This is a genomic window from Brevibacillus fluminis (assembly GCF_003710825.1).
Classification (GTDB): Bacteria; Bacillota; Bacilli; order Brevibacillales; family Brevibacillaceae; genus Brevibacillus_D; species Brevibacillus_D fluminis.
On sequence record NZ_RHHQ01000018.1, the window covers coordinates 1 to 19,348 of the forward strand.

Here is a 19,348-nt window from a genome sequence, read left to right on the forward strand (position 1 = left end):
TGCCGACTTTATCGACAGCCTGAACAACCAGGATTCCTGGTTGTTTACATTTTTGACAACGATTCTGTTTTTATTTACGGATGACGATATGTTTATGGATTGAGCGCCTTCCACTCTGCGTCCGTATAGATGCGAGAGCGAGTCAAAAAGCGCACTCCTTCCGGTCCTTCGAGGGAAAACATGCCGCCGCGACCAGGCACGACATCGATGATCAGCTGCGTATGCTTCCAATACTCGAATTGCGCCTGACTCATATAAAACGGGCACCCGCCGATCTCACCGAGGAGCACATCATAATCGCCGATCAGGAAATCCCCCTTCGGATAGCACATCGGCGAGCTGCCGTCGCAGCAGCCCCCGGACTGGTGAAACAACAGGGGGCCGTGCTTAGCTTGCAGTTTTTCAATCAACGCCAAAGCCGTATCGGTTGCTAAAACACGCTTTACCGTTTCCATCATCAGCCTCTATTAAAAGAAGCCGAGTGCATTTTGGCTGTAGCTAACCAGCAAGTTTTTGGTTTGTTGGTAGTGGCTCAGCATCATTTTGTGGTTTTCGCGGCCGATACCGGAAACTTTGTAGCCGCCGAACGCAGCATGCGCTGGGTATGCATGGTAGCAGTTGGTCCATACGCGGCCTGCCTGAATGCTGCGGCCCAAGCTGTATGCTGTGTTGATGTCGCGCGTCCACAAGCCCGCGCCCAACCCGTACAGCGTGTCGTTTGCAATAGACAGTGCTTCTTCGGCATCTTTGAACGTCGTAACCGAAACGACCGGTCCGAAGATCTCTTCTTGGAAGATGCGCATTTTGTTGTTGCCTTTGAAGACGGTCGGTTGGATGTAGTAGCCGCCAGCCAAATCGCCCTCAAGCGCTTGACGCTGACCACCGATGAGGCATTCTGCCCCTTCTTGCTTACCGATATCGATGTAGGACAGGATTTTTTCTACCTGTTCCGTCGATGCTTGAGCACCGATCATCGTTTCCGTATCGAGCGGGTTGCCTTGCTTGATTTTGGCCACGCGCGCAATCGCTCTTTCCATGAATTGATCGTAAATGCTTTCCTGAATCAAAGCGCGGGATGGGCATGTGCACACCTCGCCTTGGTTCAGTGCAAACAATACGAAACCTTCCAACGCTTTATCGAAGAACGCGTCGTCTTTCGCAAACACGTCTTCAAAGAAGATGTTCGGCGATTTTCCGCCCAGCTCCAATGTAACTGGGATAATGTTTTGCGAAGCGTATTGCATGATTAGGCGGCCGGTTGTGGTTTCACCCGTGAAGGCGATTTTGGAAATCCGGTTGCTGGATGCCAGCGGTTTGCCTGCCTCCAGACCGAAACCGTTGACGACGTTCACAACGCCGGCTGGCAGCAGGTCGCCGATCAGTTCCAACAGTACCATGATCGATGCAGGCGTTTGCTCTGCTGGCTTCAAGACGACGCAGTTGCCCGCCGCAAGCGCAGGAGCAAGCTTCCATGTCGCCATCAGGATCGGGAAGTTCCAAGGGATGATTTGACCCACTACGCCCAATGGCTCATGGAAATGGTACGCCACTGTCGAATCATCGATTTGGGACAGCGCGCCTTCCTGCGAACGGATGCAGCCTGCAAAATAACGGAAATGGTCGATTGCCAACGGAATGTCTGCAGCCAGCGTCTCTCTTACCGGCTTGCCGTTATCCCATGTTTCCGCTACCGCAAGCGTTTCCAAATTTGCTTCCATACGATCCGCGATTTTATTCAAAATGAGGGCTCTTTCCGTTACCGATGTACGTCCCCATGCATCTTTTGCTTCATGTGCGGCATCCAGCGCCAGTTCGATATCTTCAGACGTGGAGCGCGCGATCTCGCAAAACACTTTGCCTGTCACCGGTGAAACGTTTTCAAAATACTCGCCTTTAACCGGTGCGACCCATTTGCCACCGATGTAGTTTTCATAACGTGGTTTAAAAGTCACTTTCGATCCAGGTTGTCCAGGTTGAGCATAAATCATCAAAAAACCCTCCCCATATGTAAATTTCTTACGCTGTTTTAAATAGCACGTATTATGCCAACATCCGCATGCCTGATTTTGCGCTTTTCGCTTCTCGCCGGCGCTGTCCACATGCTCCACTTTCGAACACCGAACTGTTCCATTATCGAACAACTTTAGACTATTCAGACAGTAATCGGGCAAACATGCTATACTGATGACAAAGATCATTTAGGTGCATAAGGGAGGGTTATTCCTTGGCATTCCTGCAGTATGCGGATTCTTCCGCTTTGGTTACCCGTTCATGGCAGCGCTGTCATCAAACCGGCCTACACCCAACAGACCAAGCAAATGATCAAATCATCACAGGCAAACGAATCAAAGAAATCATCAAGGAAAATCAGGCGCTGATCCAATACACCGTGCCGATTTTCGAAAAGCTTTTTCCGTTCATTCATCAAATGGGGCATATCGCCATGCTCGTCGACCGACAAGGAAACATCATCCACACGATCGGCGACCCCGATTTTGCCGACCATGCCCAGCGCGTGCAGCTTCAAGTTGGCGCCAACTGGGAAGAGAGCCGTAAAGGGACGAATGCGATCGGTACTGCCTTGGTTGAATCCCGCCCCGTGCGGATTCATGCGGAGCAGCACTTTTTCAGGGAAAATCAGTTCCTCACATGTGCCGCAGCCCCCATTTACGACGCGGATGGCGAATTTCTGGGCGTCGTCAACGTCAGCGGGCAGAAGGAAGGGTTTCATCCGTACATCCTCTCGCTGGCTAGTCTGGCAGCCGACTCGCTGCAGAACAAGCTTCTGTTAGAAACGTCCAAGCATGAACATCTTCTGACATTGAAGGAACTCGACCAAATTTCTGCCAGTCATCAGACACCACTCGTCTCGCTTGATCGCGATCGGCGTATCGTTCGCGCAAACGCCGCAGCCGTCGGGATACTCGGCAAAGATTGCCTGGGAAAAGAATTTGTCGGGAAAAAGGGCTATACGACCCAAACGATCTCGGATCAAACCAGCAAAATGTGGCGCTCTGTCGCCCTTCATAAAAAAGCAGACACTCCTGATCAACGCGGGCTGCTGACCAGCTTTTCACGGCTGGCCGGGTCCTGCAAACGCATCGTGCAAACAAAGGAGTTGGCTTTAAAAGCGGCGCTGACCCATTACCCCGTGCTTCTGCTCGGTGAAAGCGGAACCGGGAAAGAGGTTGTGGCGCAATCGATCCACCAAGCCAGTACACGGGCGACACAGCCCTTTATCGCCGTCAATTGCAGCGCGATACCAGACAACCTGGTCGAAAGCGAAATGTTCGGCTACGAAAGCGGTGCTTTTACCGGAGCAAATCGGGAAGGCAGCATCGGCAAATTCGAGGCCGCCAAGCAAGGCACGATCTTTTTGGATGAGATCGGCGACATGTCTTTGCGGGCCCAAGCCGCTCTGCTCCGCGTGCTCCAAGAAAAAGTCATCACCCCTGTCGGCAGCACCCGCACGAGACCGGTGCATGCCCGAGTGATTGCCGCCACGCATCGTAACTTGCCCGAAGAGATTAAGGCTGGCCGTTTCCGCGCCGACCTTTATTACCGGCTCAAGGGCATCCAGATTAATCTGCCGTCGCTGCGTGAGCGGAGCGATGTGATCGAGTTAGCGGAGCATCTGCTGCGCCAGATCAACGAAGATGACGCTCCGGTTCCGGTACTCGCGCCGGATGCCCAGAAGCTTCTTAGATCCTATCAGTGGCCCGGCAACGTCAGGGAGCTGCAAAGCGTGCTGATGCAAGCGGCCTTTTTGGCCGATGGCGGTGAGATTGAAGCACACCATCTGCAGCTTGATCTCCCCGATCTCGCTGCATACGATGACAACCAACCGATTTTATCGCTGCGTGAAGCCGAGATCGCCGCGATCCAAAAATCGCTGGCCGCGAGTGGCGGGAATGTAAGCAAAGCGGCTAAACTCTTGCAGATTGGACGCAATACCCTCTATCGAAAAATGGAAGAGTATCGCATTTCGAATACGGCGAACATGGGCAGTGTTTAGTGTATTTCTATTCTTTTAGACAGTATGAAAAACTCTTGACTTGTCCAGGTAAAAAATGATAAATTTGTGTTGACTATTTCTGCCGGGGTGGCGGAATAGGCAGACGCAACAGACTTAAAATCTGTCGGGAGTTTCTCCCGTACCGGTTCAAGTCCGGTCCTCGGCACCATACAACACAAGCAAACCATTTGGGACTCGTCCCGGATGGTTTTTTTGTTTCCCCTGCCAATCCATCGGCTACTGCATCGTTGCACATTAGAAAACCTGGCTACGCCAAGCTTTTTGGCGGATCCGCAGTTGCACTTATACAGAAGATTCTTATCTGTATAAAAATACGGCCCGATAGTGTACCCGCCCGAATGGCGAATCTGTCAGCACCGTATGTCCGTCTATTATTCTACTGTTTTCACCTTTTCCCAATCATTCGCTGCCGCAAGCTCGGTCGGGTCGAGATTCGGGATTTGCCAATCAATCGGCGTGCTGCCGATTTTCTCCAAAAACGTATTGGCACGCGAAAACGGCCTGCTGCCGAAAAAGCCGCGGTTGGCGGAAAATGGACTTGGATGCGGCGACTCGATGATGTAATGATGCGAGCCGGTAATCAGCTCACGCTTCTCCTGCGCATGTCGGCCCCAAAGGATAAAGACAAGCGGTTTTTCCCGGTGGTTGAGCGTCGCGATGATTTGGTCGGTGAACTGTTCCCAGCCCATTCCTTTGTGCGAGTTGGCTTGCCCGGCGCGAACCGTCAGCACGGTGTTCAACATCAGTACGCCTTGCTCTGCCCATTTCACCAGAAACCCGTTATTCGGGATGTAGCAGTTCAGATCGCTCTGCAGCTCTTTATAGATGTTTTGCAGCGATGGCGGCGTGTTGACACCCGGTTTGACCGAAAAGCTGAGGCCGTGGGCTTGCCCGGGACCGTGGTAAGGGTCTTGGCCGAGAATCACTACTTTGGCATCGTTGTACGGCGTCAGGTGCAGTGCGTTGAAGATGTCGTACATATCGGGAAACACAGGTCTCGATTGGTACTCTTCCACCAAAAATTGGCGCAGCTTCATATAGTACGGCTTGGCAAACTCATCTTCCAGCATGGGAGACCAGTCGTTTTTTAGCTTGGTCATAATTGTACGAACCACCTTACGCTTCAGTTGATTTTGGCATGACTTTGGCCCAATCCACCTTGTAAAAGCGGATCATGACGATGATGCCGAATGCCATTAAAAAGGTATACAGGGAAATCCACGCACCTACGCTGTTCAACCCGAAAACAAATGTCAGCAAATAGGTTAGCGGGACAAACATAGCAAAGCAGAGCACGAGTGACGTTTTGAACAGGAAGCCGGTGTCGCCGATTCCGCGCAATCCCCCTGCGTAAAAGTTAAGCAAGCCGTCGAACACTTGCAGAAACGCGGAAATCTCGATCAAAAACGCAGCGAGATGGTACACGTCCGGGTCAGTCGTATAAATGCGGGCGATCGGCTCCGCAAGCAAAAACTCGACCAAGCCGAGCAGCAGAATGAACAAGCTCCCGATCGTCGCTGTTTCCGTCCCCATTCTCCTCGCCATCTGCGCATTGCCCTTGCCGATATATTGACCGACCAGAATCGTGGCCGTCGACCCGAAGGCAAATGCCGGCATGAAACCGAAAGCCATGACGCTCAATGCGATTTCATTGGCTGCCAACGGAACCGTGCCCAATCGGGTCACGAACATCGTAAAAATAAACATGGAAAGCGCCAATGCCAATTCCTGCCCACCGAGCTTAAAGCTCTCCCAGCTGATGAGCTTGGCTTCCTGTCGATTGATCGGAATCACTGCTCTCGTATGGAACTGCGGATGCAGCTTGACGAAATAGACAAGTATACAGCCGATCAGCCCGACCAGCTCACCGATAAAAATCGACCAGGCAGCCCCGGGCAAGCCCAGTTCTGGCAGGCCCCATTTTCCATACGTGAGCGTGTATGTGAAAAAGATCATAAGCGCGTTGCTTGTAATGGAGAATACCATTGGCGTCTTCGTGTCACCGATTCCCCGCATGAAGCCGTGGAAGACAAAGCTTAGCGTGGAAAAGATCATCGCCCAGAAGCGGATGCGCAAATAATCCTCGCCTTGCTGGATCAACTCTGACGAGCCGCCCATCAGCTTCAGCAGCCAACCCGCACCAAACGTCCCCAGCAAAAAGACAAACAGCCCGATGAACAAACAAAGATAAAGCGCGATATGGGTGCGCTCAACCGCTTTCTTGCTGTCGTTGGCTCCGTAGTTTTGGGCAACCAGATAGTTGACGGTATGGCCGATCCCTGAAATAAATCCCCATACATTATACATGATAATGTTGCAGACTCCCACGATGGCGATGGCCAAGACACCCAATTGACCCACCATGATCAGGTTCACGGTTCCTGTCACTGTCCCCGTTGCGAATGAAGCAACAGACGGAATCGACAACCACAGAATATTCTTCCAATTTCGCATGTTAGCCGTCCTTTATCTAATTGTCATTAGGTTAAATATAGTCTTAATCATAACCGAAGATGCATATTGCGCCAAGCAACCAGCATGCATGAAGGCAAAGGAGACATACATCCTTCGCTCTCAAACGGCTCCATTACTGCGGTAGCAGGCAAAATCACCATGCTCATTGCACTAGAAAACCTGGCTACACCGAGCTTTTTGGCGGATCCGCGATTGCACGAAAAAAGAACCCCAATGCTACGGGGTTCCTTTCTTCTTGAATATGCACCTGGTCACGCAATGGCCACGTACACTTCGACGACGGCTTGCTCGGGATTCATGCAGCGTTCGTCATACCGCTCGAAATCACCCGTATAGGTCCGTTTCTCATCCGATTGCTCGAAATAATTCCAGATTTGCTGCCAGAGCTTTGGTACAACCTCTGTGATAGGTCCCTCTTGGGAGGTGAAAACGAGATACTTGGCTGCAGGCACCTCTTTTTTCACAAACCCTTCCGGCATTTCGGCGTGCTGATCCACAGCATGTCCAATCAGCGTCGTGTATCGGCCATTCACGTCTGCTTCATAATCGGTGTACAGTCCATAAAGAGCTTGATCAACCTTGGCAGGAGTCTTTTCGCTTACCTGTTCTTGAAAAAATCGCTGCCACAGCTTCGGGATTTCCCCGTCACCTTTGCACTCCGCCTCGTTTGTCGTGCTGGCGGCAATCCCCACGATGACCAGTCTTTCCTTCGTTTCTACGATTGGCATTCTTGTATCCTCCCAATAACAAACGTACGTTCCTATTAATAATTTACCAAAAATTAGAAACAGTGTCAAAACAAAATGCAAAAAGAGTGAAGGTCGTCAAAACCGGCTTCACTCTTTCAACAAGATGGCTGAACTGCCTGTCAGGCTTGGCTCCGATGCTTATTGAACCAGTTCAAAATATGCTTGAGCCGCTCAATACGATGCATCGGCTTCCCAGAGCGTGAAAGCTCATGTCCTTCATCAGGCGTCCTGACCAGCACGGTTTCGACGCCGAGTCGCTTCAATGCGATAAACCATTGCTCAGCTTGCTCCATCGGGCAGCGCAGGTCGTTTTCGCTATGCTCGATCAGGACAGGGGTTTTGACATTGCGTGCGTAGCGGATCGGGGAGCGCGACATGATGAGCTCCTCATTCTCCCATAAATCTGCGCCCGCGAATTCCGTGTCGATGAAATAAAAACCGATATCGCTTGACCCGGCCATGCTGTACAGGTTGCAAATGCTCCGCTGTGTCACCGCCGCCTTGAAGCGATCCGTGTGCCCCACGATCCAGTTGACCATGAAACCGCCGTAGCTGCCACCGGATACGAAAAGCTGATAATCGTCGACGTAATTGAGCGTGCAGGCATAATCCACCGCTCGCATCAGATCTTCATAGTCTTTGCCGCCCCAATCGCCCAAAACAGCCCGGGCAAACTCTTTGCCGTACCCTTGGCTGCCGCGCGGATTTGTGTACAAGACAACATATCCGGCTGAGGCAAGCATCTGGAACTCGTGATTCAGTGAAAAGCCGTAGCACGTGTGCGGCCCCCCATGTATTTGTAAAATCAAAGGATATTTCGCGCCAGGCTGAAAGTTCGGCGGCTTTAGCAGCCAGCCCTCAATTTCCCAGCCATCAGCACCTTCAAAACGGATGCGTTCCGGCTCCGATAGCGCAAGCTCGCTAAACAGGTACTTATTGAAGTCGGTGAGCTGTCGTTTTTCTCTGTCGCTTCCCAGCGATTCGACGTACAGGTCCCCGGTAGATTGCGGGTGTGCCGCTACATAGACCAAAAACGGCTCCACTCCATCATCGTGCATCGCAAAGGAGGTTACGACCAGGCGATCGCCGGTAACGACAGGCTCTATGATTCCGGTTTTGACTTCCACTCGGTAAATCCAGCAATTTCCGCCCTCCGTTACCAGAAAGTAAATATAACGGCTATCTTTGGACCATGTTGGCTGGTGCACGCCTGCGTCCCATTTCACATCGGTTCCGACCCAGTTTGCAGTTGAGCGGTCGAGCATCCCTGTCAAATTGCGTGCTTCGCCGCCTTCAGCGGGAATCAGCCACACTTCATCATTGCATGCATTGGTTTCCCCGTATTGGTGATCAAAGTAGGCAATCCACTTCCCGTCAGGCGAAAACCGCGGCGCCAAGGTAAAACCGGCGCATTGACCCAGCTTGACGCATTCTCCCGTCTCCACATCCAGCTTCCATAATGCGGGCACATGGTTGAAATCGCGTGTTTCCGAACGATCCGACAGAAAGATGATCGAGCGGCTGTCCGGTGACCAGACCGGGTCGATATCTTCCCAATCGCCATATGATACTTGCTTAGCTTCACCTGTTGCTGCCTCCACGACCCAAATATGATTCATATGGTGTCCACGGAACCCTTTGGAATCGTGTTTGTAGCGCAGCTTGGTGATCACTTTCACATCGGTCGTTGACGTATCCTCTACGTCTTGAATGAGACACGCCAGCCGTTTGCCATCAGGCGACCACGCAATGAACTGCACGGTGTTCGGCAGCTCGGTCAGCTGCTTCGCATCGCCGCCATCAGCCGGAATCAGCCACACTTGATCCATTCCCGAACGATTGGAGAGAAACGCGATGCTTTGTCCATCCGGCGACCATCTCGGACTGCGGTCTTTGACCAGGCGATCTGGCTGCGGGTGTGTAAAGCGGCTCCCTTGGTCCGTGAAGTCGGTCAGCCAAAGGGAAGAAAAATAGCCGTCCTTCTCCGCGTTCACTGCCGTATGGACGTAGAGCGCTTTTTTGCCATCCGGTGAAATCTGTACATCGCCTGTGAACTGCATCGAAAACAAATCTTCAGGTGTAACCTTCCGTTTTGCCATCCCCATTACCGATTCCCTCCATCCTTGCAGGCAGCGGCATTTTCCAGATAGCGCACCGTTGCCGTTACCATGACTTTGGCTGCCGCCAGCATCGCTTTTTCATCGATGTCAAATCGTGGATGATGGTGGGGGTAAGAGGAGCCCAGTTCTTCATTGCACGCCCCGGTAAAAAAGAATGTGCCCGGCACTTTCTGCAAGTAATACGCAAAATCCTCGCCGCTCATGAACGGCTCCATTTCAAAGACATGCTCCTCGCCTAGCACTTGCTTGGCGCTTTCGGCCAACAGCAGCGTCTCTTGCTTATGGTTGATCACCGCAGGATACCCTTTTGTATACTGCAGCGAATAGCTGGCATTAGAGGCTTCGCACGTCCCTTTTACGATCCGTTCCAATTCCCCCATGATTCGTTCCTGCACCTCAGGATGATAGGTGCGTACCGTGCCTTGAATGGTCGCCGTATCTGGAATGACATTGAACGCTTCGCCCGCATGAAAGGACCCGATCGTAAAAACTGCAGGCTTTTGCGGGTCGATCCGGCGGCTGACGATCTGCTGCAAATGCGTGATCAGCACAGCCCCCACCGCAATCGGGTCGATCGACTCTTGCGGGGCTGCGCCGTGCCCACCCTTACCTTGGATGACGATGGAAAAGCGGTCGGAAGCGGCCGCGATGGAGCCGCTGCGGTACCCAACAACACCCGTAGGAAAACTGGAGGATAAATGTGTACCGAATATTGCATCGACTCCGTCCAGACACCCCGCCTCAATCATCGCTTTTGCACCACCTGGGGCGACCTCCTCGGCAAATTGATGGATCAGCACGACATTTCCGGCCAGCTTTTCCCGATTGGCTTGCAGCACTTTGGCAACAGCGAGCAGTGTGGCCGTGTGCCCGTCATGCCCACAAGCGTGCATGACGCCCGGAACCTGTGATTTGTACGGTACGTTCTTCTCGTCCTGAATCGGCAGCGCGTCGAAATCCGCTCGCAAGGCGACCGTTTTGCCCGGTTTGCCGCCACGGATGTAGCCAATCACGCCATTGCCGCCTACCCCCGTTTTCACGTCAATCCCGAGTTCAGTCAAATACGCCGCAATCTTTGCCGGCGTCTCCACCTCTTCAAACGACAGTTCCGGATGCATATGAAAATAACGGCGAAGCTCCACCATTTCCTGGTACAGCTCCGCCAATTGGTCATACATGGTTTCGAGCACGGAATTTTCTCCTCTCTCCGCCAGCTCCTATTCTGAGATGAAATAATGCGATAAGTCGAGCTGGTACTTGGTTACGATCTCGTCGATCTCTACTTTCGCTTTTTTCAGCATGTCGATACAATGCTCAACCTTCTCGTCCGTCATCCGATAAGTCGGTCCCGAGATGGTGAGTGAACCCATGATTTTGCCGTTATAATGGAAGATCGGCACAGCCAGCGCGATGATATCCGGGGTATACTCCCCCTCGCTGCGAGCGATCCCGGTCTCACGAATCGTGGCCAGGTCAGCACGCAATACGTCCGGGTCCGTCATCGTCTTCGGTGTATATTGCACCAAGCCTTGAGCGATGATCTGCTCGACTTTTTCCTCCGGCATAAATGCCAGAATGGAGCGGTAGGAAGCGCCCACGTACAAAGGGGCTCTGCTTCCCACCGTTACGGTATATCGCACGACATTGTCCGGCTCCAAAACCTCCAATGTCAGTCCCTGGTTGGTGTCCAGGCTGGTCACCATGACCGATTCACTGGTCGCTTCCATCAATCGTTGCAAAACCGGACGCAATAGCTTGCCCACATTCATCGCGTCATAGCTTAACAGCCCCAGCTCCCAGAAGCGGATACCAAGGGAGTATTTCTTTGTCTCAGGATCTTTTACCAGAAATCGATTGGCCTCAAACGTGCTGAGAATACGATAGACATTGGCATGGCTGATTCCGAGCTCTTTTGCCAATTCCCGTGCTCCCCATGAGGTTTTCTCTTTTGTGAAGCAAAGCAAAATATTAAGTGCAAGATCCAGCGTTTTTAACAATGAAAAACTCCCCTTCTCCGATATTAGCCTTGGTGCAGGAAGTCGATCGCAGCCGCTACATACACTTTCGCGCAGCGAATCACATCTTCCACAAGCACCTTCTCATTAAAATTATGAATGCTTGGCAGATAGGCAGGCCCATACTGCAAAACAGGTATTGAATAGTTGCGGAAATGGCGCGCATCGCTGCAAGCCCATTGCAGCACGCCATATGCATGTTCATTGGTAACGTACGAAATGTTGTCTACAATCGCCCGGCAGACCGGGTCTTCCGGCGAGGAGTAGTTCGCATTGCTGCGGAAGCCAAACGTCTCGATGTCGTAGTCGATGCCCAATTGGTCGAGCTTGCCGCGTACGAATGCAAGCACTTCATCGCCCGTCACGCCAAATGGCAGCCGCGTGTCCACCTCGACGACGCATGTGTCTGGAACGACGTTCGATTTCGTGCCGCCTTGAATGGTACCAATGTTGCAGGAAATGCGTTCAAGTATCTCTTTATACTCGATCCTCTCATTTTCCTTCATATATACTTTGGAAATCTCAATAATCGGCTTCATTTCCTCAGGAATGTTCACCGGATAATTCCACACCTGGCGAATCTCTTCGATTGCGCGGAATGCATCCGTAATCGCGTTCTTCCCGGCAATCGGCGCGAGCGAGCCGTGTCCGGGCGTACCTTTTACCGTCAACCGGAAGTGGCAGGCACCTTTTTGACCCAATGTCGGATTCAGCGGGGACGACGGTTCCGCAATCATCGCGCCATCACCCTGAATCAATCCACGTTCCAAAAGCCACGGCACGCCGAGGTCGCCGCCCGTTTCTTCATCCGGCACGATCGCCAGCACCAACTCGCCTGGCAATTCGAGGCCAAGACGCTTCAAGATCGTCATGGCAAAAATGATTCCTGCCAAGCCGCCCTTCATATCGCTCGCACCCCGGCCCAAAATCCAGCCATCCTTCACTTCCCCGGCAAACGGATCGAAATCCCATCTGTTTCTGTCACCGGCTGGAACGACATCGGTATGACCACAATAAATCAATTTTTTCCCTTTGTCGCCACATCCGATACGCGAGATCAAATTCCACATGTCTGGGGCCGCTTCATGCCAAGCGGTTTCAATGCCGTGCGTTGCCAAATAATCAGCGATATACGTGCTGATCGGGGTGGAATTTCCCGGCGGGTTTTCACTTGGGAATTGAATCAGCTTGCAGCAAAATTCGATCAACTCTTGCTGATTGGCTTCTACGGCTGCGATCGCTTGGTCTTTGAGAACGCGGATTGCTTCACTCATTGTACCTTCACCTTTCCGTCGAGGGTTTGTAAGTGATTCATGGTGCCGTACAAAGAAACGATGCGCTCGAATTCTTGTTCGTCATAGAAGGAGCACTTGTTCACGCCATACCATTTCGCCGCTTCAATGACAAAACGAACGGTCTGCTCCACATCGATCAGATGAGTCGCACCCGTCGCACAACCAGCCACCGGCACGCTCGTTGTGATCGCCACGCCTACTACCGGGCTGTTTGTCGCCACGCACGGCTGCAAAATGCTGTTGAGGTGATACAAGTCATTGCCATACGGCGTAATATCTTGCGTCGTAACCGGGAACGTCACCGGCATTTTTCCTGTTGTTTGCTTCATCAGGTCAAGCAAATCATTGCTGATGCGCAAAATGTATCCTTCTTTTACAGTCGGCGAAAGCGCGAAGCCGTTATGGTTTACCACTTGGTTGCCCTTTGTCGTATCGATAGACAGGATCGCATCCATTTCGGTTACAACTTCATATTTGTTCATTGTCAAAATATCGACCGGCGAATCCATGAACGGAACTGGGTCATGCGGCTGTGTCGGCGCATCCGGGCACACATGGGTTGTCAAAATGACATCGCCCGCCAAAGCGTCTCCGCGCTGCTGCATTTCCACCAGCTTGGCTGCTGCGGCCAGGCAAGCCAGTGCCCCGTCGCCATCGGAAACGAATCCGATTTGCTCCGGACGTGCGCCCAAACCGCCGAGACGACCGACGATTCCGAGCGTCGGCGCTGTTCCTCCGTTGCTTTTGCCGTTTTTCCCCGGCACGGTCACCTTGATGAAGTCGGTCGAGCCTTTATCCCCCTCGACTGTTTGCACGACCACATTCGTAAAGCCTCGATCGGCAAAATATTGCTTGATCGCTTCACCGCTCGCAGTCGAGCTGTCGAGCAAATCGAACATTTCCATCACATGTTTCAAAGACATCGTCTTGTTCCTCCTGACGTTACGCGTGTTGTGTTAAGTATCATCTCGAATCTATCCAAGACACCGGGTATCCGGGCCGTTTTCTTCCACGTTTTAGCCAGACGGCTAGATTTCGCCAGCCAAATGGCACGCCACCATGTGGCCGTTTTGGTAATCGCGCAGCACAGGGCTGTCGGTTTTGCATGCCTCCGTCGCATACGGACACCGCTTATGAAAGTGGCAGCCGGATGGCGGATTCATCGGGCTTGGCACATCTCCCGACAAAATGATTTGCTGCTTTTCCTCGAATGGACTTTCTTTTGGCACCGCGGACAAGAGCGCGCGCGTATAAGGATGCTGCGGGGAACGGTAAATTTCCTCATAGGTTCCCAGCTCGACGACGCGGCCCAGATACATGACGGCAATCCGGTCGCTAATATAGCGCACCACGTTCAAATCGTGGGAAATAAACATGTAGGTCAGTTGAAATTGACTCTGCAAATCTTTGAGCAGATTGATTACTTGCGCTTGAATCGATACGTCAAGGGCGGATACCGACTCATCGCAGATCACGAGGTCCGGATTCAAGGTGAGCGCCCGGGCGATGTTGATGCGCTGGCGTTGGCCACCGCTGAATTCATGCGGATAACGCTGCGCATGGTATTCGCTCAAGCCGACAACCTCTAACAGCTCTTTTACCCGTTTCTTCTGCTCAAGCTTGGTCCCGACGCCGTGGATCAAAAGCGGCTCCATGATCAGCTGCTCGACGGTTTTGCGCGGATCGAGCGAAGCATACGGATTTTGGAAAATCATCTGGATCGATTTTCGCTCTTTTTTCATCTCTTGCTCGGAAAGGGTGACCAGATCCTTGCCTTTAAACAAGACAGAGCCCGCTGTTGGACGGATCAACTGGGTGATCAGCCGGGCCATTGTCGACTTGCCGCAGCCGGACTCGCCCACGATGCCCAGCGTTTCGCCTTTGAACACATCAAAGCTGACGCCATCTACCGCTTTCACGAAACGGGACGGTTTGGAAAACAGCATGCCATCCTTTACGGGGAAGTGCTTTTTCAAATCTTGTACCTGCAAAATGGTTTCGCGCATGTTATTCTCCTCCTTCCCTGACGAGCTGTTCCGCTTCGGTTTGGAAATGGCACGCTACCATGTGGCCTTGTCCCACATCCAACAAGCTTGGCTTTTCGGCAAAGCATTTGTCCTTCGCATAGCGGCAGCGCGGCGCAAACAGGCAGCCGGAAATGGCTTTGCGCAAATCGGGCGGGTTGCCGGGAATGGAGGGAAGCTTGCCCTTGTCCTTCGTGTCTGATTTGATTTGTGAATCCAGCAGTCCCCACGTGTACGGGTGGCGCGGATTGCGGTACAGCTCCTCGACCGTGGCGTACTCGACGGTATTGCCCGCGTACATCACAAGCACTTTATGGCAGCTCTCCCACACGACGCCAAGGTCATGGGTAATCATGATGATCGAGGTTTTCAGCTTTTCCTGCAAATTTTTCATCAGTTGCAAAATTTGCGCTTGAACCGTCACGTCGAGCGCCGTTGTCGGTTCGTCGGCAATCAGCAGCTTGGGGTTACAAGCCAGGGCGATCGCGATCATCGCGCGCTGCCGCATTCCCCCGGAAAACTCATGCGGGTATTGATCCAAGCGACGCTCCGGCTCGGGAATGCCCACCAATTGCAGCATCTCGACCGCGCGCTTTCTCGCTTCCTGCTTGTTCACTTTCTGGTGCAACCGGATCACTTCTATGATCTGATTGCCCACGGTATAAACCGGATTGAGCGACGTCATCGGGTCTTGGAAAATCATCGAGATATCGTTGCCGCGAATATGCCGCATTTCCCTGTTGGATAGCTTTGTGAGGTCCTTGCCTTCAAACTCGATGCTACCGTTCTCGATTTTGCCGGGAGGTGATGGAATCAATCCCAAAATAGCGGTAGCCGTCACGCTTTTCCCCGAGCCGGATTCGCCCACGATCCCGATGCTCTCCCCTTGACCTAAGTCAAAGCTGACACCGTTGACGGCTTTCACGACGCCCGAGGAGTAAAAATATACTTCCAAATCCTTTACGCTAAGTAAAACGTTTGGCTGTGCCACTTGTTCATCACCTCATTTACACCTTCATTTTCGGGTCTAGAGCATCACGCAAACCATCGCCGAACAGATTGAACCCAAGCACCGAAAGCAAAATTGCCAAGCCGGAATAGGTGGCCATGTGCGGAGATAATACCAAGAAATCCTTTCCGTCCTTCAAGATGCTTCCCCAAGAAGCCGTCGGCGGCTGAACGCCAAGTCCCAAAAAGCTCAGAGCCGCTTCGGAAATGATTGCTCCGGCCACGTTCATCGTTGCATAGACAATGATCGGCGCCATGCAGTTCGGCAAAATATGGCTGAAAATGATGCGGGAATGATTGGCCCCAAGTGAACGCGTAACCTCGATATACTCTTCTTCCTTTACGGAAAGCACTTGTCCGCGAACGATGCGGGCGAAGCCGGGGATGTTGGCGATCCCGATTGCCAGAATCACATTAAACAACCCGGAGCCAAGCACGGTCATCAAAGCGATAGAAAGCAAGATGAACGGAAAGGCAAACAATCCGTCCATGGTGCGCATGATCATGGCGTCAATGCGGCCGCCGTAATAGCCGGCGAGCAAGCCGAGGATCGTCCCCAAAATGCCGCCCAAGCCTACAGCAAAAACGCCGACGACCAACGAAATTTGTGCGCCATATACAATCCGACTGAACAAGTCGCGCCCATAGTTGTCTGTACCAAGCAGGTGTCCATTTACGCCCGGTTCTGTCAGGGTGTTTGTCAAATCCATTTTTAGCGGGTCATGCGTTGCAATTAGCGGGGCAAACAATGCCGAGATGATCATGATGCAGATGATGATCAAGCCCACGAATGCCAACCGATTTTTGAGCAACCTTCTCATGATGCTGTTTTCATTTTTTTGCTTTTTCGGGGAAAGCGGAGCGTCGGCGGTTGAAACGGTCGTCATGTTACTGTTCACGTTCTAACTCCTCCCCTTGTTCGAAAGATTAACGCGTGGGTTCACCACAGCGTACATGATATCAACCAACAGGTTGACGACGACAAAGATGACAGCAATAAACAAAACGGTTCCTTGTACGACCATGAAATCGCGGCTTTCGATGGCATCGACCACCAACCGTCCCATTCCTGGCCAACTGAAGATTGTTTCGGTCAAAACGGCGCCGCCCAACAGCATGGAAATTTGCATCCCCAACACGGTCAAAATCGGCGTTAACGCATTTTTCAAAGCATGTTTCCAAATCACCCAAAATTCCAAAAGCCCTTTGGCGCGGGCTGTCTTGATGTAATCCTGTTTGATGACCTCCAGCATGCTGGAGCGAGTAATACGTGCGAACGTCGCCATCGGAATGGTACTGAGCGCCACGCTAGGCAAAACAAGGTGCTTGATCACATCGCCTAAGCCTTGGTCCATCGATCCCATCCCGGTCGCCGGCAGCCAGCCCAAATTGACGCTGAAGTACAAAACGAGCATAACGCCCAGCCAGAAAATTGGAATGGATACACCGACTAAGGAAAGAATCATCACGATGTAATCCCAGAAAGAATTCGGTTTTGTTGCGGAGATGATGCCGGCAGGAATTCCAATCAGAAGCGAAATCAGCAAGGCACTTCCGGCAAGCATCAGCGTGCTTGGAAAACGCTCAAGAATGAGTGAGGTAACCGACTGGTTGTAGTTAGGCGAGAAGCCCAGATTCCCGGTCAGCAGATCACCGATGTAATGAATGAATTGGAGGTAAAGCGGTTCGTTTAATCCCAATTTTTCGCGCAGGGCATTGATATCTTCCACAGAAGCCTGTGGACCCAGCATAACTGCTGCTGGATCCCCAGGAATCAACCGTGTAATGATAAACACTGTAATGGCCACTACGAATAAAGTGGGAATCAAATCAATCAGTCGTTTTAACACTAACTTGAGCAACTTGATCTCCTCCCCATCTTCAGAGGGCTAATACTTACTTGTCCAACCAGACGTTTACGCCATTACCAGCGATGACAATGGAGTTGTCGGCTTTCACGTTGAAGCCTTGTACATGTTTTTGAGTCCCTGCAACGATTTCGATCAGACCGAGCTCGATGCGAGGTCTTTCATCAACAATCAGTTTCAAAGCTTGGGAATACAGTTCTTTTCGTTTTGCTTCATCGGTTGTTTCGCTTGTTGCGCGATCCAAGAGCTCATCGACTTTCGGATTGTTGAAGCCGTAACCGTTTCCGAGAGCGCCGATTTGCTTGCTGTGGAACATTTGGAAGAGGAAGAAATCAGGATCTGGATACCAGGTCCAACCAGCGATGTACAACGGCGCTTTTCCTTTGGAGACGATATCGCTGAAGGTACCCCATTCAACCGTTTTGATCTCCACATTAATGCCCAAATGTTCTTTCATTTGTGTCGCGAAAATCGTTGCTTCTGGCACGCGGGATTGCGCTACATAAATCTCGGTATTGAATCCGTTTGGATAGCCTGCTTCAGTCAACAGCTGCTTCGCTTTTGCAGGATCATATTTCGGTACGTTTGCTTCTGCGGAAGCATCATAGCCCCAAGAGCCTTTTGGCAACGGCAGCTTGGAAGGCTCTGCTCCGCCCCATTGGTAAACCGCTTTGATCAGGCCTTGCACGTCTGTGCCCATCGCCATCGCTTCGCGCACTTTCACGTCTTTCGTCGGGCCTTCCTTCATGTTCATACCCAGGTAGGAAATCGAAAGGCCTGGCGTAGTGAGCAAGGACAGCTTGTCATCCTTTTGTACGATCGCGCGGTTTTGGCCTTTGATATCGGTTGCAATATCGATGTCGCCGGAACGGAGCGCGTTTGTCATCATGTTTCCGTCGGTGATGAACTTGAAGGTGATGCCGTCCAAGTGAGGCTTTTCACCCCAGTATTTGTCGAAGCGCTTTACTTTCACATCACCATCGTTCGCCCAGCTTTCCAATTGGAAAGGACCGGTACCGACCAAATGCTTACCGAAATCATCGCCCCAGCCTTCCACTTCTTCTTTTGGAACGATGACGTTACCTACGTCAGTCAATGCAGCGAGGACTGCAGCGTTTGGAGCAGTGAGGTGTAGCGCGACTTCATTCGGCCCTGTTACTTCCACTTTTTCAACACCGCGCAGACGGTTCATCGCCGAATGCTGTGCAGAGCGCTCCAGGCTGTATTTCACATCTTCCGCTGTCATCTTGCGGCCGTCCTGGAATTTACCAGGCTGGAAGAATACGTTGTCTCTCAGCTTGAAGGTGTACACCTTCATGTCGTCAGAAACTTTCCACTCCGTTGCCAGAGACGGTTCGAGTTTGGACAAATCTTGGTTGTACACAACAAGCGTGTCCGCAATGTTGCGCATGACATTCGATTCGTAAACAGCAGTGTACTTGATCGGATCAAGCGTTTTCGCATTCGCGGAAAGCGCGAGTGTCAAAATGCCGCCATCCTTTGGCTGCCCGCTTGGTTGTGCAGCTTGCTGATTGGATTGAGTCGCAGAGCCAGCATCAGGCGCTGGTGCCGATTGCCCACCGCCGCATCCTGCCAAAGCAAGCATCGACAGTACGGCAACGGATGACAAAACTTTTGGTAAGCCAAACCTTTTTCTCACATTTACTCCCCCCATTTTTTCTGTGTGTATCAAATAGTGATACAATGGTTCATTATTTGATACTTAAGATATTCGGATTATAACAGACAAAAACAGCA

General features: G+C 51.9%; 16 protein-coding genes and 1 tRNA gene. 2 read left to right on the forward strand and 15 right to left on the reverse strand.

Going from position 1 to position 19,348, the window contains the following annotated elements; translation table 11 throughout:
* Positions 1–92: 92 nt before the first annotated feature.
* Positions 93–455, reverse strand: a complete 363-nt coding sequence (locus EDM56_RS21775) for a DUF779 domain-containing protein (RefSeq protein WP_122920038.1) — start codon at positions 453–455, stop codon at positions 93–95.
* A 12-nt stretch (positions 456–467) separates the two neighbouring features.
* Positions 468–1,988, reverse strand: coding sequence for an aldehyde dehydrogenase (adh, locus tag EDM56_RS21780; RefSeq protein ID WP_122920039.1), 1,521 nt, complete (start codon positions 1,986–1,988; stop codon positions 468–470).
* A 236-nt stretch (positions 1,989–2,224) separates the two neighbouring features.
* Between adh and EDM56_RS21785 the strand changes: the two genes are divergently transcribed.
* Positions 2,225–4,015 (forward strand): sigma-54-dependent Fis family transcriptional regulator, encoded by a 1,791-nt coding sequence (locus EDM56_RS21785; RefSeq protein ID WP_246009483.1) that lies wholly within the window; start codon positions 2,225–2,227, stop codon positions 4,013–4,015.
* 81 nt (positions 4,016–4,096) lie between these two features.
* Positions 4,097–4,184: transfer RNA gene (locus EDM56_RS21790), tRNA-Leu, on the forward strand.
* A 223-nt stretch (positions 4,185–4,407) separates the two neighbouring features.
* On the opposite strand, the gene EDM56_RS21795 is transcribed toward EDM56_RS21790, so the two are convergent.
* From EDM56_RS21795 to EDM56_RS21855, 13 genes are all read right to left on the reverse strand, one after another.
* On the reverse strand, positions 4,408–5,136 hold the full coding sequence (locus tag EDM56_RS21795) for a uracil-DNA glycosylase (protein WP_122920040.1): 729 nt from the start codon (positions 5,134–5,136) through the stop codon (positions 4,408–4,410).
* A gap of 16 nt (positions 5,137–5,152) precedes the next feature.
* Positions 5,153–6,490 carry an MATE family efflux transporter gene (locus EDM56_RS21800; RefSeq protein WP_122920041.1) on the reverse strand — a complete coding sequence of 446 codons (1,338 nt, stop codon included), beginning with the start codon at positions 6,488–6,490 and terminating at the stop codon, positions 5,153–5,155.
* A 272-nt stretch (positions 6,491–6,762) separates the two neighbouring features.
* Complete coding sequence (locus EDM56_RS21805; protein ID WP_122920042.1) at positions 6,763–7,239, reverse strand: GyrI-like domain-containing protein; 477 nt, start codon at positions 7,237–7,239, stop codon at positions 6,763–6,765.
* A 140-nt stretch (positions 7,240–7,379) separates the two neighbouring features.
* On the reverse strand, positions 7,380–9,365 hold the full coding sequence (locus tag EDM56_RS21810; RefSeq protein ID WP_246009484.1) for a S9 family peptidase: 1,986 nt from the start codon (positions 9,363–9,365) through the stop codon (positions 7,380–7,382).
* Positions 9,365–10,570, reverse strand: a complete 1,206-nt coding sequence (locus EDM56_RS21815; RefSeq protein WP_281274979.1) for a M20 metallopeptidase family protein — start codon at positions 10,568–10,570, stop codon at positions 9,365–9,367. The genes EDM56_RS21810 and EDM56_RS21815 overlap by 1 nt, the downstream gene beginning before the upstream one ends.
* 27 nt (positions 10,571–10,597) lie before the next feature.
* Positions 10,598–11,377 carry an IclR family transcriptional regulator gene (locus EDM56_RS21820; RefSeq protein ID WP_122920043.1) on the reverse strand — a complete coding sequence of 260 codons (780 nt, stop codon included), beginning with the start codon at positions 11,375–11,377 and terminating at the stop codon, positions 10,598–10,600.
* A gap of 23 nt (positions 11,378–11,400) precedes the next feature.
* A complete protein-coding gene (locus EDM56_RS21825; protein WP_122920044.1) occupies positions 11,401–12,669 on the reverse strand; it encodes a M20 family metallopeptidase in 1,269 nt (422 codons plus the stop codon).
* Positions 12,666–13,613 carry a DUF1177 domain-containing protein gene (locus tag EDM56_RS21830; RefSeq protein ID WP_122920045.1) on the reverse strand — a complete coding sequence of 316 codons (948 nt, stop codon included), beginning with the start codon at positions 13,611–13,613 and terminating at the stop codon, positions 12,666–12,668. The genes EDM56_RS21825 and EDM56_RS21830 overlap by 4 nt, the downstream gene beginning before the upstream one ends.
* Positions 13,614–13,718: 105 nt before the next feature.
* Complete coding sequence (locus tag EDM56_RS21835; RefSeq protein ID WP_122920046.1) at positions 13,719–14,696, reverse strand: ABC transporter ATP-binding protein; 978 nt, start codon at positions 14,694–14,696, stop codon at positions 13,719–13,721.
* 1 nt (position 14,697) lies between these two features.
* Entirely contained in the window at positions 14,698–15,705 is a 1,008-nt protein-coding gene (locus EDM56_RS21840) for an ABC transporter ATP-binding protein (RefSeq protein ID WP_122920047.1), read from the reverse strand.
* A gap of 16 nt (positions 15,706–15,721) precedes the next feature.
* Positions 15,722–16,543, reverse strand: a complete 822-nt coding sequence (locus tag EDM56_RS21845) for an ABC transporter permease (protein ID WP_425456348.1) — start codon at positions 16,541–16,543, stop codon at positions 15,722–15,724.
* Between the two features lie 81 nt (positions 16,544–16,624).
* Entirely contained in the window at positions 16,625–17,584 is a 960-nt protein-coding gene (locus tag EDM56_RS21850; RefSeq protein WP_122920049.1) for an ABC transporter permease, read from the reverse strand.
* A gap of 34 nt (positions 17,585–17,618) precedes the next feature.
* A complete protein-coding gene (locus tag EDM56_RS21855; protein ID WP_122920050.1) occupies positions 17,619–19,265 on the reverse strand; it encodes an ABC transporter substrate-binding protein in 1,647 nt (548 codons plus the stop codon).
* Positions 19,266–19,348 lie beyond the last annotated feature (83 nt).

Excerpts from the sequence above, each read along its gene's own strand:
- EDM56_RS21775 (WP_122920038.1), bottom strand. The coding sequence starts at position 455 with ATGGAAACGGTAAAGCGTGTTTTAGCAACCGATACGGCTTTGGCGTTG.
- adh (WP_122920039.1), bottom strand. The coding sequence starts at position 1,988 with ATGATTTATGCTCAACCTGGACAACCTGGATCGAAAGTGACTTTTAAA.
- EDM56_RS21795 (WP_122920040.1), bottom strand. The coding sequence starts at position 5,136 with ATGACCAAGCTAAAAAACGACTGGTCTCCCATGCTGGAAGATGAGTTT.
- EDM56_RS21800 (WP_122920041.1), bottom strand. The coding sequence starts at position 6,490 with ATGCGAAATTGGAAGAATATTCTGTGGTTGTCGATTCCGTCTGTTGCT.
- EDM56_RS21805 (WP_122920042.1), bottom strand. The coding sequence starts at position 7,239 with ATGCCAATCGTAGAAACGAAGGAAAGACTGGTCATCGTGGGGATTGCC.
- EDM56_RS21810 (WP_246009484.1), bottom strand. The coding sequence starts at position 9,365 with ATGGGGATGGCAAAACGGAAGGTTACACCTGAAGATTTGTTTTCGATG.
- EDM56_RS21825 (WP_122920044.1), bottom strand. The coding sequence starts at position 12,669 with ATGAGTGAAGCAATCCGCGTTCTCAAAGACCAAGCGATCGCAGCCGTA.
- EDM56_RS21830 (WP_122920045.1), bottom strand. The coding sequence starts at position 13,613 with ATGTCTTTGAAACATGTGATGGAAATGTTCGATTTGCTCGACAGCTCG.
- EDM56_RS21835 (WP_122920046.1), bottom strand. The coding sequence starts at position 14,696 with ATGCGCGAAACCATTTTGCAGGTACAAGATTTGAAAAAGCACTTCCCC.
- EDM56_RS21845 (WP_425456348.1), bottom strand. The coding sequence starts at position 16,543 with ATGAGAAGGTTGCTCAAAAATCGGTTGGCATTCGTGGGCTTGATCATC.
- EDM56_RS21855 (WP_122920050.1), bottom strand. The coding sequence starts at position 19,265 with ATGGGGGGAGTAAATGTGAGAAAAAGGTTTGGCTTACCAAAAGTTTTG.